Origin of the sequence: Bradyrhizobium sp. AZCC 1588, assembly GCF_036924735.1 — a bacterium.
GTDB lineage: Bacteria > Pseudomonadota > Alphaproteobacteria > Rhizobiales > Xanthobacteraceae > Bradyrhizobium.
In genome coordinates this window covers 3329183-3344370 of sequence record NZ_JAZHSC010000001.1, presented here as the reverse complement: position 1 = coordinate 3344370, position 15188 = coordinate 3329183, and the positions used below count along the sequence as shown (strand labels likewise).

16 protein-coding genes are annotated in these 15188 nt (G+C 63.3%); 12 read left to right on the top strand and 4 right to left on the bottom strand.

Going from position 1 to position 15188, the window contains the following annotated elements; genetic code table 11:
- Positions 1-25: 25 nt before the first annotated feature.
- On the top strand, positions 26-1219 hold the full coding sequence (locus V1277_RS15625; protein ID WP_334417092.1) for a serine hydrolase domain-containing protein: 1194 nt from the start codon (positions 26-28) through the stop codon (positions 1217-1219).
- A 1116-nt stretch (positions 1220-2335) separates the two neighbouring features.
- Here V1277_RS15625 and V1277_RS15620 read toward each other — a convergent pair.
- The 4 genes from V1277_RS15620 to V1277_RS15605 all read right to left on the bottom strand — a co-directional run bounded on the left by V1277_RS15620 (position 2336) and on the right by V1277_RS15605 (position 4128).
- Positions 2336-2566, bottom strand: a complete 231-nt coding sequence (locus V1277_RS15620) for an AbrB/MazE/SpoVT family DNA-binding domain-containing protein (protein ID WP_334417091.1) — start codon at positions 2564-2566, stop codon at positions 2336-2338.
- A gap of 30 nt (positions 2567-2596) precedes the next feature.
- Positions 2597-2797, bottom strand: a complete 201-nt coding sequence (locus V1277_RS15615; RefSeq protein ID WP_334417090.1) for a hypothetical protein — start codon at positions 2795-2797, stop codon at positions 2597-2599.
- Between the two features lie 4 nt (positions 2798-2801).
- Entirely contained in the window at positions 2802-3005 is a 204-nt protein-coding gene (locus V1277_RS15610) for an AbrB family transcriptional regulator (protein WP_334417089.1), read from the bottom strand.
- 121 nt (positions 3006-3126) lie between these two features.
- Entirely contained in the window at positions 3127-4128 is a 1002-nt protein-coding gene (locus tag V1277_RS15605; RefSeq protein WP_334417088.1) for an adenosine kinase, read from the bottom strand.
- Positions 4129-4240: 112 nt separating this feature from the next.
- On the opposite strand from V1277_RS15605, the gene murJ reads away from it, so the two are divergent.
- The 11 genes from murJ to miaB all read left to right on the top strand — a co-directional run bounded on the left by murJ (position 4241) and on the right by miaB (position 15186).
- Positions 4241-5785, top strand: a complete 1545-nt coding sequence (murJ, locus tag V1277_RS15600; protein WP_334417087.1) for a murein biosynthesis integral membrane protein MurJ — start codon at positions 4241-4243, stop codon at positions 5783-5785.
- Positions 5786-5953: 168 nt separating this feature from the next.
- The gene (gene trpS / locus V1277_RS15595; protein WP_334417086.1) at positions 5954-7006 is read left to right on the top strand and encodes a tryptophan--tRNA ligase; all 1053 of its coding nucleotides are present in this window, start codon (positions 5954-5956) and stop codon (positions 7004-7006) included.
- 124 nt (positions 7007-7130) lie between these two features.
- Positions 7131-7625, top strand: coding sequence for a universal stress protein (locus tag V1277_RS15590; protein ID WP_057844710.1), 495 nt, complete (start codon positions 7131-7133; stop codon positions 7623-7625).
- Positions 7626-7741: 116 nt separating this feature from the next.
- A complete protein-coding gene (locus tag V1277_RS15585) occupies positions 7742-8311 on the top strand; it encodes a NifU family protein (RefSeq protein ID WP_334371446.1) in 570 nt (189 codons plus the stop codon).
- 238 nt (positions 8312-8549) lie between these two features.
- The gene (gene tsaB / locus V1277_RS15580; protein ID WP_334417085.1) at positions 8550-9248 is read left to right on the top strand and encodes a tRNA (adenosine(37)-N6)-threonylcarbamoyltransferase complex dimerization subunit type 1 TsaB; all 699 of its coding nucleotides are present in this window, start codon (positions 8550-8552) and stop codon (positions 9246-9248) included.
- Positions 9245-9730, top strand: coding sequence for a ribosomal protein S18-alanine N-acetyltransferase (rimI, locus tag V1277_RS15575; protein WP_442894490.1), 486 nt, complete (start codon positions 9245-9247; stop codon positions 9728-9730). The genes tsaB and rimI overlap by 4 nt, the downstream gene beginning before the upstream one ends.
- 52 nt (positions 9731-9782) lie before the next feature.
- Complete coding sequence (locus V1277_RS15570) at positions 9783-10232, top strand: Fur family transcriptional regulator (RefSeq protein ID WP_028347833.1); 450 nt, start codon at positions 9783-9785, stop codon at positions 10230-10232.
- 12 nt (positions 10233-10244) lie between these two features.
- Entirely contained in the window at positions 10245-10943 is a 699-nt protein-coding gene (locus V1277_RS15565; protein ID WP_334417084.1) for an HAD family hydrolase, read from the top strand.
- A 140-nt stretch (positions 10944-11083) separates the two neighbouring features.
- Complete coding sequence (locus V1277_RS15560) at positions 11084-11476, top strand: hypothetical protein (protein WP_334417083.1); 393 nt, start codon at positions 11084-11086, stop codon at positions 11474-11476.
- Positions 11477-11696: 220 nt separating this feature from the next.
- On the top strand, positions 11697-13619 hold the full coding sequence (locus V1277_RS15555; protein ID WP_334417082.1) for an ArnT family glycosyltransferase: 1923 nt from the start codon (positions 11697-11699) through the stop codon (positions 13617-13619).
- Between the two features lie 148 nt (positions 13620-13767).
- Positions 13768-15186, top strand: coding sequence for a tRNA (N6-isopentenyl adenosine(37)-C2)-methylthiotransferase MiaB (gene miaB, locus V1277_RS15550; protein WP_334417081.1), 1419 nt, complete (start codon positions 13768-13770; stop codon positions 15184-15186).
- Positions 15187-15188 lie beyond the last annotated feature (2 nt).

Below are 15188 nucleotides of genomic sequence, written 5' to 3'. Positions count from 1 at the left end.
CATAAAAACAAACGGGAGGTGCCCCATGCAAAGCAAAGCCGCGATCGATCAGATTCTGCGTCAGAAATGCGAGGCGAAGGAAATTCCCGGCGTGGTCGCGATGGCGGCTACCGGGAGTGAGGTGATCTACCAGGGCGCGTTCGGCCAGCGCGACCTTTCCAAGGATGATGCCATGACCGCCGACAGCGTGTTCTGGATCGCCTCGATGACCAAGGCGATCACGACCGCGGCCGGCATGCAGCTCGTGGAGCAAGGCAAGCTCTCGCTCGACGAGCCGATCGGAAAAGTGCTGCCTGACCTCGCCAGCCCGCAAGTGCTGGAAGGTTTCGACGCCAGTGGCGAGCCGAAGCTGCGTCCCGCGACGAAGCCGATCACGCTGCGCCATCTGATGACCCACACCGCCGGCTTTGCCTACAACATGTGGAGCGTCGAGTGCGCGCAGTATCTCGACAAGACCGGAACCCCGGCGATCACCACCTGCCAGCTCGCCGCGCTGAAGACGCCGATCATGACCGAGCCCGGCACGCGCTGGGAATACGGCACCAATATCGATTTCGTCGGCCAGGCAGTGGAAGCCGTCAGCGGCAAGCGGCTCGATGCGTATTTGCGCGATCATCTGCTGGCACCGCTCGGCATGAACGACACCGCCTTCAAGATCACTGACAGCATGCGCCAGCGGCTGGTCGGCATGCATGCCCGCGGCGCGGACGGCTCGCTGGCGCCGATCCCGTTCGAACTCGAACAGGCGCCGGAATTCCACATGGGCGGTGGCGGCCTCTACGGCACGGCGGCCGACTACATCAAGTTCACCCAGATGATTCTCAACAAGGGCCGCGGCAATGGCAACGAGGTGCTGAAGCCGGAGACGGTTGCGCTGATGAGCCAGAACCACATCGGCGATCTCACGATGGGCAAGATGGTGACGGTGGCGCCGATCTACACCAACGACGTCGATCTCTATCCCGATATCGTCAAGAAGTGGGGGCTCTCGTTCCTCATCAACACCGCCAAGACGGCCGAGGGGCGCAGCGCCGGCAGCCTGGCCTGGGCCGGTCTCGCCAACACCTATTTCTGGATCGACCCGGCGCGCGACGTCAGCGGCGTGATCCTGATGCAGTTGTTGCCGTTCGCCGATGCGACGTGCCTGGAGACTTTTGCAGGGTTTGAGCGCGGGGTTTATGCCGGGCTCGATGCCGGCAGCGGCCAGCGCGCGGCGTGATCGCAAGAGGCGACGCGATCGCCTTTGCTCTTCGTGCGTCACAGCACGCTCCCTCCGTTCCCTCTCCCCTTGCGGGAGAGGGTCAGGGAGAGGGGTAAGCCACGAGCGCCGGTGTGGTGCGTGGCTTACCCCTCTCTCCAACTCTCCCCCGCAAGGGGGGAGAGGGCCCAGCGGAGTTCGTGGCGAGCATCTGGAAAATGAACAACGAGGGCGGCGACGCTTGCTTGTGCTGTACGCGCTCACCTCATCCACGGCCGTCATGCCCCGCGCATGCGGGGCATCCAGTACGCCGCGGCTTCTCGATTCAATCATCGCTGTCTCCGTAACGTCATTGCGAGCGCAGCGAAGCAATCCATCTTTCCGCGTATGAGGTGACAATGGATTGCTTCGCTGCGCTCGCAATGACGGAGATACAGTTTCGCGATCTCGCGACATGAACTGCCCGAGGTTTGCATCTTCGTTCGCCCTCCCTAGGAACAGAGGGCGCAGGGAAGACCGGGTGCGCGCTGCACCCGCGGTCTCGTGTGCAATTGCGCAAAAAGAACGCGCACACGAGCATACAGGTCCAGCGGAGAGCATCCGGCCTTCCCTGCGCAATGGTTTTACGGCGTACTTCGTGATCTCCCCGGTGTGCGAATTCCTTTAGCCACCGTCATCCGCGGATTGACGGATGGAGCCGCCCCGGTTGGGCCGGCACATCCTCCGCGGACTTGACACCAGCCACGGGTGCCAGGACCACACGACTTGGCCGTACGCGGCACGCCCTACGCCAGAGGCCTCGACGGGCTTGGTACCCATCCGCCGAGTTCTGGCGAGAGGCGCCTTAGCATCGGTCGTCTGCGTGCCGTCCCTTCGCTCACGAACTCACAAGAAGCCCGCCCTGCGACGACGTCTGCGCGCCCGACGCTGCCGCGTCCACCGCACCCCGCCCCGCGTTTAGTGACGATCGCGAAACGCCCCTCTGAAGTGGGACGGGATGGCGGAAGTTGTACGGGTGATTTTGGTCAATCGCGAAGCGAATTATTTTTGCGGGAGGGGCGGTTTTTGATTTGCGCGAGGGGGCAAATCAGTGCTGAGGCGATGTTGCCGCGAGCCGCCGCACAGGCCCAAACGCATTCACCGCTCGTTGGCCTCGCCCCGATCGAACTTGTAGTCGGCAGGAAGAATCCAATTGAGGGAGGCCAAGCGCTCTAACGCGGCCTTGCGCCGATCTTCTTTTTGAACGAACAGCGTTCGGTCGACCACGTCGACGATATCAAGTTCGTCTCCGACCTTCAGACCCATCTTCTCGATCAGCGTCTTGGGCAAGCGCACCGCCAGGCTGTCGCCCCACTTCGAGACTCGCATGGCAGCCTCCGTCGTTGCCTTCGCATGATGCTATTTACCTGCATCGATCAGTTCGATGCCATTCTTGAGCAGCGAATTCACCAGCGAACTCAGCGAGACTCCCTGCGCCAAGGCCCGCGTGGAGAGATAGTCAAACACCTCGGGATCGAGGTGGATCGGCGGCACTAGGCGCGCACCCTCCCGAAAGAACTTGCCGCGCTTGGCGGTCGAGAAGTCGTAGTCGTCCTTCATCAGATCATTCGTCGAAGAAGACGCGCGGGTCCGGTTCAGACGGAGGCTCGTCGGGGATACCGTTCGGCAAGAAATCGCGTCCACCAAATTCATCGAGACGCGCGAACCACGCGTCCGCATAGAACGGCGGCTTCTTCGGCGCCTCGGGGATCACTTTGTGGACCTCGCTAACGGCCTTGTCCTCCGGGTGGAAGGTGGATTCGTTCACGATCAACTTCTAGGCGAAATTGAGCCTCATCGAAAGCCCGTAGACCCCGCTCGTCGGAGCACTTAGAGAAGACGTGGATGGCCGGGTCAAGCCCGGCCATGACGAGTGGAGAGAATGTGCCCTACGCCGGCAACCCGTTCTGCCCCGCCAATTCCTTCAGCGACACCTGCGGCCGTGCCCCGATGTGCTGGATCACCTCGGCTGCCGCCAGCGCGCCGAGCCGGCCGCACATTTCATGGCTCGCCTCGCGCACCAGGCCGAACAGGAAACCGGCGGCGAACAGGTCGCCGGCGCCGGTGGTGTCGACGAGCTTTTCGATCGGGAACGCCGGCGCCGCGACAACGCCATCGGACGACACCACGACGCAGCCCTTCTCGCTGCGGGTGACGACGGCGAGTTTGGTATCCTCGCGGAGCTGCTTCAGCGCGCCTTCGAAATCCGAGGTCTGGTACAACGAATGTAGCTCGGCCTCGTTGGCAAAGACGAGGTCGACCGTGCGCTTGCGCATCAAATCGAGGAATTCGTCACGATAACGATCCACGCAGAATGAGTCCGACAGCGTGAGCGCCACCTGTCGGCCCGCGCCATGGGCGATGCCCGCTGCCTTGACGAAGGCTTCCTTGGCGTTTTGGGGATCCCAGAGATAGCCTTCGAGATAGACGATGCGCGATGCCGCAATCTGCGCCTCGTCGATGTCGGCCGGCCGCAGGTCCTGCGCCGCGCCGAGATAGGTGTTCATGGTGCGCTCGCCGTCCGGCGTCACCAGAATGTAGGAGCAGCCGGTGGCGGGGCCGTCGGACGCGGCCCTGGTTTCGAAGGCTACGCCTGCTGCGCGGATGTCGTGGGTGTAGAGACCGCCGATCTGGTCGCTCTTGACCTTGCCGACATAGGCGGCGCGGGCGCCGAGATTGGCGATGCCGACAATGGTGTTGGCGGCCGATCCGCCGGACACCTCCGTCGCCGGCCCCATGTCGCGGTAGATCGACGCGGCGCGGGCCTCGTCGATCAACGCCATGCCACCTTTGGTCATACCGTGGTCGGCCAGGAATTTCTCATCGGTTTGCGCGAAGACGTCGAAAATCGCATTGCCGATAGCGAGAACGTCGTATTTTGCGTCAGTCATTCATCCGTCCTGTTTACGGCGTTGCGCGAAGAAGCCGAGCGCGGCTAAGAAGGCTGCGGCCTACCAGATCGGCGTAGCGCCAGCAAGGGAAGCTGCTGCTGTACAGCCCGCCATGATCCGCTCTTTCCTCACGGTATCCTCGGGAACGCTGGCCTCGCGGCTGCTCGGATTCGTGCGCGACTCCGCGCTCGCCGCGCTGCTGGGCGCGGGGTCCGTGGCGGATGCGTTTCTGGCGGCGTTTCAGCTCGTCAATGTGGTGCGAAGGCTGCTGACCGAGGGCGGGCTGAACGCTGCGCTGGTGCCTTCATGGCTGCGCGTCCGAGAGACCGGCGGCGTGGCGGCTGCGGCGGCATATGCGGGGCGCGTGCTCGGCACGATCACGGCTGTGTTGATCGTTACCACGGCGTTGCTGGCGCTCGTGATGCCGCTCGTCATCACCGTGCTGGCGCCGGGATTTGCCGGCCGCGAGACGCTGCAGCTCGCGACAGACAATGCGCGGCTGATGCTGCCCTACCTCGCCTTTGCCGGTCCGGTGACGGTGATGATGGCGCTGCTGAACGCACAGGGGCGATTTGCGCTGACCGCGTTTTCGCCGCTGCTGTTCAACATCGCGCTGATCGCGGTGATGGCCATGCTGCTGGTCGTGCAGCCGGATGCCACCCGGGCCGCGCAGATCATCGCCGCGACCGTCGGCATCGCCGGGCTGTTGCAACTCTCCGTGCTGGTGCTGCGCCGTGGCGGGAACGTCGCGACACCCTTGCGGGTCTCGTTCGACCAGGAGATCCGCGGCTTTCTCGGCAAGGCTGTGCCGGGCATGATGGCATCGAGCGCGCCGCAATTGCTTGTCGTGGCCGGCGCGATCATCGCGTCCTCGTCGCCGTCGGCGGTGTCGTGGCTCTATTTCGCCAACCGGCTGGTCGAACTGCCGCTCGGCATTGTCGGCGTCGCGATGGGCACGGTATTGATCCCGGAACTGACGCGCGCGGTGCGGGCTGAGGACTGTGCCGCCGTTGCTCATGCCGAATCCCGCGGCCTCGAACTCGCGGTTGGCCTCGCACTGCCCGCAACGCTCGGCCTGATCGTGTTAGCTGCGCCGATCGTGCGGCTGTTGTTCGAGCATGGCGCGTTCACCGCCGATGACACCAAAGCCACCGCCCGCGCGCTGATGTGGCTGACGCTGGCGTTGCCGGCGCATGTGCTGGTGAAGGCGCTGTCGCCGGCGTTCTTTGCGCGCGAGGATACGATGACGCCGCTGACCGCCGCGCTGAAAGGCGTGGTGCTGGCGATCGCTTCTGCCTTTCTGCTCAGCCATTGGTACGGCACTGAGGGCATCGCGGCGGCCATTGCTGTTGGCGCCTGGAGCATGGCATTCAGCCTGATCCGCCGCGGCGCGAAAACCTTCGGGTTTTCGATCGACACGGAAGCAAAACGGCGGCTGCCGCGCATCGCGCTGGCGGCACTGGCGATGGGCGCGTTGCTGTGGCTTGCGACGCGGTCGCTGCCTTCCCTCACCTCGGGCGCACATGGCCTCGTGCAGGCCATCCTGCTGCTGGTCGTGATCTCGGCAGGAATTGCGATTTACGGCCTGCTCTTAAGGGTTTTCGGCGTCATCGGCTGGCGCGACGCGGTTAACGCCGTCAGGCAAACAAAGGGGTAGAGCACGATGACTTTGTCATCCTGCTCTACCTCTTTAATTTGGGCATGATCTTTTCGGAAAACCGGTACCCACTTTTCCGGATCATGCCTGGCTTGCGCTGATAGCCCCTGCGTGGCAAACGACGGCGCGAAACAGGCATCCGAGACAGGATCCTTGGGGAAGCTGACAATGGCTTTTGTTGAACGGGTATTTTCGGGCGTCCAGCCGACGGGCAATCTGCATCTCGGCAATTACCTCGGCGCGATCGTCAACTTCGTGAAGATGCAGGAAACCCATAACTGCATCTATTGCGTCGTCGACATGCACGCGATCACGCAAGGCGTGGACGTCTGGGGCGGCCCGACGGAACTGGCCCGCAACACCCGCGAGGTCACGGCGGCTTTCATCGCCGCCGGCATCGATCCGAACAAGCACATCGTGTTCAACCAGAGCCAGGTCGCCGGCCACGCCGAGCTCGCCTGGATCTTCAACTGCGTGGCGCGGGTCGGCTGGCTCAGCCGCATGACGCAGTTCAAGGAGAAGGCCGGCAAGGACCGCGAGAACGCGTCCGTGGGGCTCTACGATTATCCGGTGCTGATGGCGGCGGACATTCTGCTGTACCGCGCCACCCATGTGCCGGTCGGCGAGGACCAGAAGCAGCATCTGGAGCTCTCGCGGGACATCGCGCAGAAGTTCAACAATGATTTCGGCGATTCGATTCGCGGCCACGGCTTCAACGACGGCGCGTTCTTTCCGCTGCCGGAGCCCTTTATCACCGGCCCGGCGACGCGGGTGATGTCGCTTCGCGACGGCACCAAGAAAATGTCGAAATCGGACGCCTCGGACAATTCGCGCATCAACCTGACCGACGACGCCGACCTGATCGCGCAAAAAATCCGGAAAGCCAAGACCGATCCGGAACCGCTGCCGTCGGAGGAAATGGGGCTGGAAAATCGCCCCGAGGCCGACAATCTCGTCGGCATCTATGCGGCGCTGGCCGAGCGGAGCAAATCCGATGTGCTGCAAGAGTTCGGCGGCGGGCAGTTCTCCAGCTTCAAGAATGCGCTGGTGGAACTTTGCGTGGCAAAACTCGCGCCGATCGCTTCCGAGATGAAGCGGCTGGTCGCCGATCCCGGCCATGTCGACAAGATCCTGGTCGACGGCGCCGATCGCGCGCGCGTCCTCGCCGACGAAACCATGCGGGCGACACGGGACATCGTCGGTTTCATCCGAAAGAGCTAGAACGTATCCGGAGATGGTGTTCACCCTCCCCTGGAGGGGGAGGGTGGAGGAACAGCGTCGCCGCTTGTCGAAAGCGGCTGCGCCGTGGCAGCATGCGGCGGTTTGGCGCAGCACCGGGACATGCATGACCACCCAGCGACGAAGCTACGAGACGGGTCACAAACCGAAATGCCTTGTCATCGTTGACGACACCGCGGAATGGGACCGCGCGGTGTATTACGCCAGCCGCTGGGCCGTGCGCGTCGGCGGCGGCGTGGTGATGCTGCGAATCATCGCCATCGAAGACCAGAACCAGCAATGGCTCGGCGTCGCCGACCTGATGCGCGCCGAGGCCGAGGACGCCGCCAATGAAGCGCTCGACCGCGCCTCCGGCCGCGCCAACGGCATCGCCGCGATCACGCCCGAACGGGTGATTCGCGAGGGCGATCCCACCACCCAGATCCTCGACGTGATCGACAAGGACGTCGATATTTCGATGCTGGTGCTGGCGGCCAATCCGGGTCCCGAGGGGCCGGGGCCGCTGATCAGCATGATGGCCCAGGCCGCCGGCTCGTTCCCAATTCCCGTCGTCATCGTCCCCGGCGATCTCAGCGATTCCGAGATCGACGGGCTGTCTTAGGGCTTGATCTGGTTAAAGAATTTCTGATTTCCGCCCTTGACCGTGCGCGCGCCGTCGCCATCTGCTATGGGACACCCCACGCGCCGGCCTTGAACCGGCGACGCCGGAGAAAACCAATGTTCATTCAGACCGAAGCCACGCCCAATCCCGCCACCCTGAAATTCATACCTGGCCGCACCGTGCTCGACACCGGCACGATGGAATTTTCTAGCCGCGAAGCCGCCGCCCGTTCGCCGCTTGCAGAGCGACTGTTCGGCGTATCAGGCGTGTCCGGCGTGTTTTACGGCTACGATTTCGTCACCGTGACCAAGGCGGACGGCGATTGGCAACACCTCAAGCCGGCGATCCTCGGCGCCATCATGGAGCATTACATGTCCGGCGCGCCGCTGCTTGCGGACGGCACCGTCGGCAATGACGAGGCGGCGGACGAGGACGGCGAGTTCTTCAACGAAGCCGACGCCGACACGGTGGCGACCATCAAGGACCTGATCGAGACGCGGGTGCGCCCCGCGGTCGCCAATGACGGCGGCGACATCACCTTCCGCGGCTTCAAGGATGGCGTTGTCTATCTCAACATGAAGGGCTCCTGCGCCGGTTGCCCATCCTCGACGGCGACGTTGCAGCACGGCATACAGAATCTGTTGAGGCATTTCGTGCCCGACGTGGTCGAAGTCCGGCCGATGTAAGGGATCTCGTAGGGTGGGCAAAGCCACCGGGTCGCGCGAATGCGCGCCCGATGACAGGCTCCGCGTGCCCACCAATCCGCGGCACGACCAATATGGTGGGCACGGCGCGAAGGGCGCCTTTGCCCACCCTACGAAGCACCAGCCGACGTTATGAGGAGCGAATGGCGAGTAGCGAGTGGCGAATAGAGACGGATATCGATAATCTATTCTCCACTCACCATTCGCTATTCGCCCCCTCATGCTGATCCTTTCCATCGATACCGCGCTCGATGCCTGTGCCGCGGCCGTGCTCGACACCAGCGCGGGCGGTTTGATTGCCCGGGAATCGCAGGCGATGAAACGCGGCCATGCCGAGGCCCTGATGCCGCTGATCGCGCGCGTCATGAAGGCGTCCGGCGTTGCCTTTGCCGCGCTCGACCGCGTCGCCGCGACGACCGGTCCGGGCAGCTTTACCGGATTGCGCGTCGGCCTTTCCGCCGCCCGCGGCATTGCCCTCGCCGCAGGCAAGCCCGTGGTGGGCGTGACGACACTGACCGTGTTTGCCGCCCCCATCGTCAGCGAGAGCAGCGAACATCCCGTCATCGCCGCGATCGATGCGCGGCATGATCACGTCTATTTCCAGGTGCTCGGCGGCGACGGCAGTTCGCTGGTCAAGCCGAAGGTGGCGCCGATCGCCGAAGCGCTCGAGGCGGCGCGCTTCGGCGCGCCGCATCTGGTCGGCAATGCGGCGAAAATTATGGCCGAGCGCTGGCCGGCCGATGCGCCGCCGCCTTTCAAAATCAATCAGCAGGCCGCGCCCGACATCGCCTGGGTGGCGTGGCTGGGCGCCGCGGTCAATCCCGAGAGCTCACCGGCACGGCCCTATTATCTGCGCGCGCCCGACGCCAAGCCGCCGAAAAGTCCGTTGTCCGACGCACCGCAGCCGCCGGCATCATGATGACATGGTTCACCGAATGGTGGGGCGGCGGCACTTCGGTGATCGAACCGGCCATTCCGCGCGATGCGCGACGTTTGGCGCAACTGCACGGCGCATCGTTTCACCGCGGCTGGGGCGAAGGCGAATTCGAGGTGATGCTGACCGAGCGCAACACGCTCGTTCACCGTCTCAGGCTCGGGCGCAAGATCATCGGCTTTGCGGTGTCGCGCATGGCGGCCGACGAGGCGGAGCTATTGTCGATCGCCATCGACGCGACTGAGCGCGGCCGCGGCCTGTCACGCAACCTGTTGCTGACGCACCTCGGCCATCTCGCCGGCCACGGCGTGCGCAAGGTGTTCCTCGAGGTTGAAGAGAATAATCAGCCGGCGCGGCGGCTGTATGAATGGGCCGGCTTCGAGGTCGTCGGCCGCCGGGAACGCTACTATCAGCAGCCCGGCGGGGAGCAATTGAATGCACTTCTGATGCGGCGTGACTTGTCGTAATATGCGCAGGGTGGCACAACAGCCCCGACGTGTTCTTCAAGGCCCCAAGGTCATGCCCGTACTGAAATCCCCGTCTGCGCAAAAAAATACCGGCATCGAGGCTCGCTGCGCCGCCACCGGCATGCGCATGACCGAACAGCGCCGGGTGATTGCGCGTGTGCTCGCGGAATCGGCCGACCATCCGGATGTCGAGGAGCTTTACCGGCGCTGTGTCGCGGTCGACGACAAGATCTCGATCTCGACGGTGTATCGCACCGTCAAGCTGTTCGAGGATGCCGGCATCATCGAGCGGCACGATTTCCGCGAGGGCCGCGCGCGCTACGAGCAGATGCCCGACAGCCACCACGATCATCTGATCAATCTGCGCGACGGCAAAGTGATCGAGTTCACCTCCGAAGAGATCGAGAAATTGCAGGCCGAGATCGCCCGCAAGCTCGGCTACAAACTGGTCGATCACCGGCTGGAGCTTTATTGCGTGCCGCTCGACGACGACAAATCCTGATCGCGTGCCAACTTGAACCCGAACTTCGATCTGGTCATCTTCGACTGCGACGGCGTACTGGTCGACAGCGAAGTCATTTCATGCCGCGCGCATGCGGAGACACTGACGCGCCACGGCTATCCGATCACGGCAGAACAGGTTCTCGAACGGTTTCTCGGCGTGTCGGACCGCGAGGCGCGCCAAACCATCGAACGCGAGATCGACCGAAGACTGCCCGATGATTTCGAACAACAGGTGAAGGCGGCCACGCTGAAGTTCTACGAGGGCGATTTGCAGGCGATCGCGCATGTCAGTGACGCGATTGGCGCGATCGGCCTGCCCAAATGCGTGGCTTCGAGCGGAACGCCGGAAAAAATTCGCCACGGCCTCACCTGCGCCGGCCTTTATGACCAACTCGCTCCGCATATTTTCTCCGCTACGCAGGTCAGCCGCGGCAAGCCTGCGCCCGACCTGTTTCTGTTTGCTGCCAAGCAGATGAATACCTCACCGGAACGCTGCATCGTGATCGAGGATAGCGTTCCCGGCGTCACCGGCGGCCGCGCCGCCGGCATGACCGTGCTCGGTTTTCACGGCGGCAGCCATTGCCGCCCCGGCTATGGGGACAGGCTGCGCGATGCCGGAGCCGTCGCTGTTTTCGACGATATGCGGCAATTGCCCGGGCTTCTTGAGAAGATCGGAGTTGAGGCAACACCGAACCAGGCTCTGTACTGAGAATCGGTCAATGTCCGCTTTGCTTCATAAAGCAGGATCTTCACCGACACCTTCGGCATGTAAGGAACCACTGAATATCTGTGGACGTTTTCCTGTATCCCTCATTTCGAGCGAGAGACAACCTCAAGCAGGAGGTTCAGATGTCTACACGCATAGTGACCGCAGCAGCATTCGCTCTTATCCTCGCGCCGCCAGCGTTTGCTGATTGTAACCAGGAACTGAAGGAGCTCGAACCCAATATCGTTTCCGCTGGGACGGGCGCGAGCGAATCGGGATTGCCGGGGACCAAGCACCAGGAGGAGGTTCTGGCAGGTAAGCAAAAGAGCGCTGAGCCTGAAACCACCGGATCAACGGCAACGGCCGTGCAGCCCACCTCACCGCATCAGGAGCAAGTCACTAGCAAGAGCAGCACCCAGAGCGCCGAACATGCCAACCAACTGATGGCCGAAGCCCGCAAGATGTCCGAGGCTGGCGACGAACAAGGGTGCATGAAGAAAGCGACAGAACTCAAGGACGTCCTGGGAATCAAGTGAGCGTCAGTTTTTGCCGGATGCGCAGCCCCAACAGCGCGTTCACGCGCGGCTTAGACGTGCCATGGCTTGCGGCGTGATGCGCTGCGACGCGTCCGGGACGTGAGATACCTTGCCGCGAGTTAACTGGGCGCCGGCGCCGCAGGTGATAATTTCAGATCGACCTGCGCGAGGGGAGCGGCGCATTCTGAAATTACCCGACAGCCAAATATTGAAGACGGCCTTGCCGCTCTCGCTTATCGTAGCGCTGGCTGCGCTTGCGCGAACCTGGCAACTTTCGCAGAACGATTTTGGAAGACAGTATTATGCCGCCGGCGTGCGCAGCATGCTCGGTAGCTGGCACAATTTCCTCTTCAACGCGTTCGACCCTGCCGGCTTTGTCTCCATCGACAAGCCGCCGGTGGCGATCTGGCTGCAGGTCGCCAGCGCCAAACTGTTCGGCTTTGGCGCGCTTTCGATTCTGCTCGCGCAAGTGATGGCGGGATTGGCCGCGGTCCTGATCGTTTACGTTCTGGTGCAGAAATATTGGGGCAGGACGGCCGGAGCCGTGGCCGCGCTGGCGCTCGCGCTCAGCCCGGTCAATGTTGCAGTCGACCGCTCCAACAATACCGAGAGCTGTCTCATCCTGGTTCTGCTCGCCGGCGCATGGCTCGCAATGCGGGCCGCCGAAACCGGCCGGCTCGCGATGCTCTGCGCCGCGATGGCCGCGATCGGAGTCGGCTTCAACGTGAAGATGGGAGCGGCGCTGGTGCTGGTGCCGGTCGTGGCGCTGACGTTCAGCCTCGCCCGGCCGACCGCGCCCATCACCTGGCATATCGGGCGACAGGCCGTCGCGGGCGTCGTGCTTGTTGCCGTCTCGCTATCTTGGGCGATCTTCTTCGATTTCGCGCCGGCCCGGAACCGGCCCTATGCGGGCAGCACCAAACACAATTCGATGCTGGAGCTCGCCTTGGTGCATAATGGCGCGGCCCGCTTCCTCGCGACGAGTTCGGCGCCCCCTCCCCCCGCCGTCTCGGGCGAGACGGCGCCTGCAGGCGCGGAAGTCCGGTCGCAACCCGTTATGACGGATGACTCGCCAACCGGTCTTCTTCGCCTGTTCCGGCCGAAGGCGGCGACGCAATTTGCCTGGCTGCTTCCGCTTGCGCTCGCAGGCCTCGTTTTCGCCTGGTCCGATGCATCGGCTCCGGCCACGCCGGCATCACGCCGCATCGCCGCCGCTGTCTGGACAGGCTGGCTCGTGATGTACTGGATAGTGCTCAGCTTTGCGGGCGGATTGATCCACACCTACTATGTAGCCGTGCTCGGCCCACCGCTCGCGGTGTTTTCCGGCATCGCGGTCGCCGGGCTTTGGTCGAGGTGGAAGGCGGGCACACCAGCGCGGATATTCCTGCCGCTGATCGTCGTGGCCACGGCCGCGTGGCAGGCGTATCTCTGCGTGGCGCAGTCCGAAACGATCGGGTCTGATTGGCTCAGCCTGACATGGCTGACGGTGATCGGGGTCGTCACAATTTGCGCGACCGTTCTCTACGTGTTTCCGCTGCAGAACACATTATCAAAACTGTTCGCGGTCATAGCGATCGGCGCGCTGCTCGTTCCGCCGGCATTGACCGCCGCGAGCGTCGTTCTCAGGCGCCCGAACATAGCGGCGCCGGTTGCCAATATGAGCGCGCTGCTCGCACCGCCAGACACTGAACGCGTGACATGGCGGACATCGCGGCTGGAAGCCTCCCGCCAGAAACTTAGCAGCTACCTGATCGCCAATCGCGAGGCCGCAAACTTTCTCGTCGCGGTTCCCAACGCAAACGTCGCCGCGCCGCTCATTATCTCGACAGGCCTGCCCGTCATGGCGATGGGCGGATATCTCGGCGACGATCCGATCCTGAAACCTTCCGATATCGAACGGCTGGCCTCGGACAGGCAACTGCGCTTCGTGATGTTGGGCGGATTTACCCTGGCGCCGGCAAAGCAGGCGGCGGCGCTCGAACCAATCGCTCGATGGGTGCGTGCCAACGGTCGCCTCGTCGATCCAAAGTTGTGGCGTCTGTCGGGGCCCTCGAGCAGCGCACCCTATCGCATCAACCTTGGCAACCAATGGGTGGAGGTTCCGCCGCCCGAACTGTACGATCTCTGGGGGAATGCGGACTGAGCCTGCCCGTCGTTCCGGGGCGATGCGCATGCATCGAACTATGCGCGCCCCGGAATGACGGCCTCAAACACTGGCTTTTTGGCCGTTTAGGCTATATTTGAGCCGCAGTCGCCGCCAGGGCGCTATTTCCACCAACACCCAAGGTTCCATGAAGCCGCCGCGCAAGCTGCACATCAAGTCCTATGGCTGCCAGATGAACGTCTACGATGCGCAACGCATGGTGGATACGCTGGCGGGCGAGGGCTTTGTCGAGACTGAAAGCGCTGACGACGCGGATCTGGTGATCCTCAACACCTGCCACATCAGGGAAAAGGCGTCCGAAAAGGTCTACTCCGAACTCGGCCGGCTGCGCGTCGCCAAGGACGAGGCGGCACGCAACGGGCGCGAGATGCGCATTGCGGTTGCCGGCTGCGTCGCGCAAGCCGAGGGCGAAGAGATCATCCGCCGCGCGCCGACGGTTGACGTCGTGGTCGGGCCGCAAAGCTATCACCATTTGCCGCAGTTACTGGCGCGCGCGAAGAGCGAAGGTCGCGCGCTGGAAACCGAATTTCCGGTCGAGGACAAATTCGGCTTTCTCCCCGCCCCCAAGCCGGATGCGATCCGCGCGCGCGGCATCTCCGCTTTCGTCACCGTGCAGGAAGGTTGCGACAAGTTCTGCACCTTCTGCGTGGTGCCCTATACGCGCGGCGCGGAAGTCTCGCGCCCGGTCGCAAAGATCGTCGACGACGTGAAGCGCCTGGCCGATAACGGCGTCCGCGAGATCACCCTGATCGGGCAGAACGTCAACGCCTATCACGGCGAGGGCCCCGATGGCCGGACCTGGCCGCTCGGCAAACTGTTGCATCGCCTGGCGGAAATCGAGGGCATCGTGCGGCTGCGCTATTCGACCAGCCATCCCCGCGACGTCGACGATTCGCTCATTGCAGCGCATCGCGATCTCGCAGGCCTGATGCCGTTCGTCCATCTTCCGGTGCAGTCCGGCTCCGACCGGATTCTTGCCGCCATGAACCGCCGGCATACCGCCGATGACTACCGCCGCGTCATCGACCGTTTTCGCTCGGCGCGCCAAGATATTGCATTTTCATCGGATTTTATCGTCGGTTTTCCGGGCGAAACCGAGGGAGAATTTGCCGCGACCCTCGCGCTTGTCACGCAAATCGGGTACGCTGCGGCGTATTCGTTTAAATATTCGCCGCGGCCCGGCACGCCGGCGGCGGACATGCGGGAGACGGTGTCAGCGGCTGAAATGGACGAGCGATTGGTGCGGCTCCAGGAATTGATCGACAGTCAGCAATCGGCCTTCAACAGGGCCATGATTGGCAACACCGTCGATGTGCTGTTCGAACGCGCGGCCCGCAATCCCGGCCAGATCGTCGGCCGCACCGCCTATCTTCAGCCCGCGCATGTGTTTGCCTCGCCCGACATCATCGGACAGGTGCTGCCGGTCAGGATCGAGAGCCTGGAGCGTTACAGCCTGCTCGGCGAACTCGCTGGCCGCTCCACGCAGCCCGGATCCTCAATGCTTCCAGACATGACCAGATCTTCTCAAGAAATTCGGGGAGCCTGAAC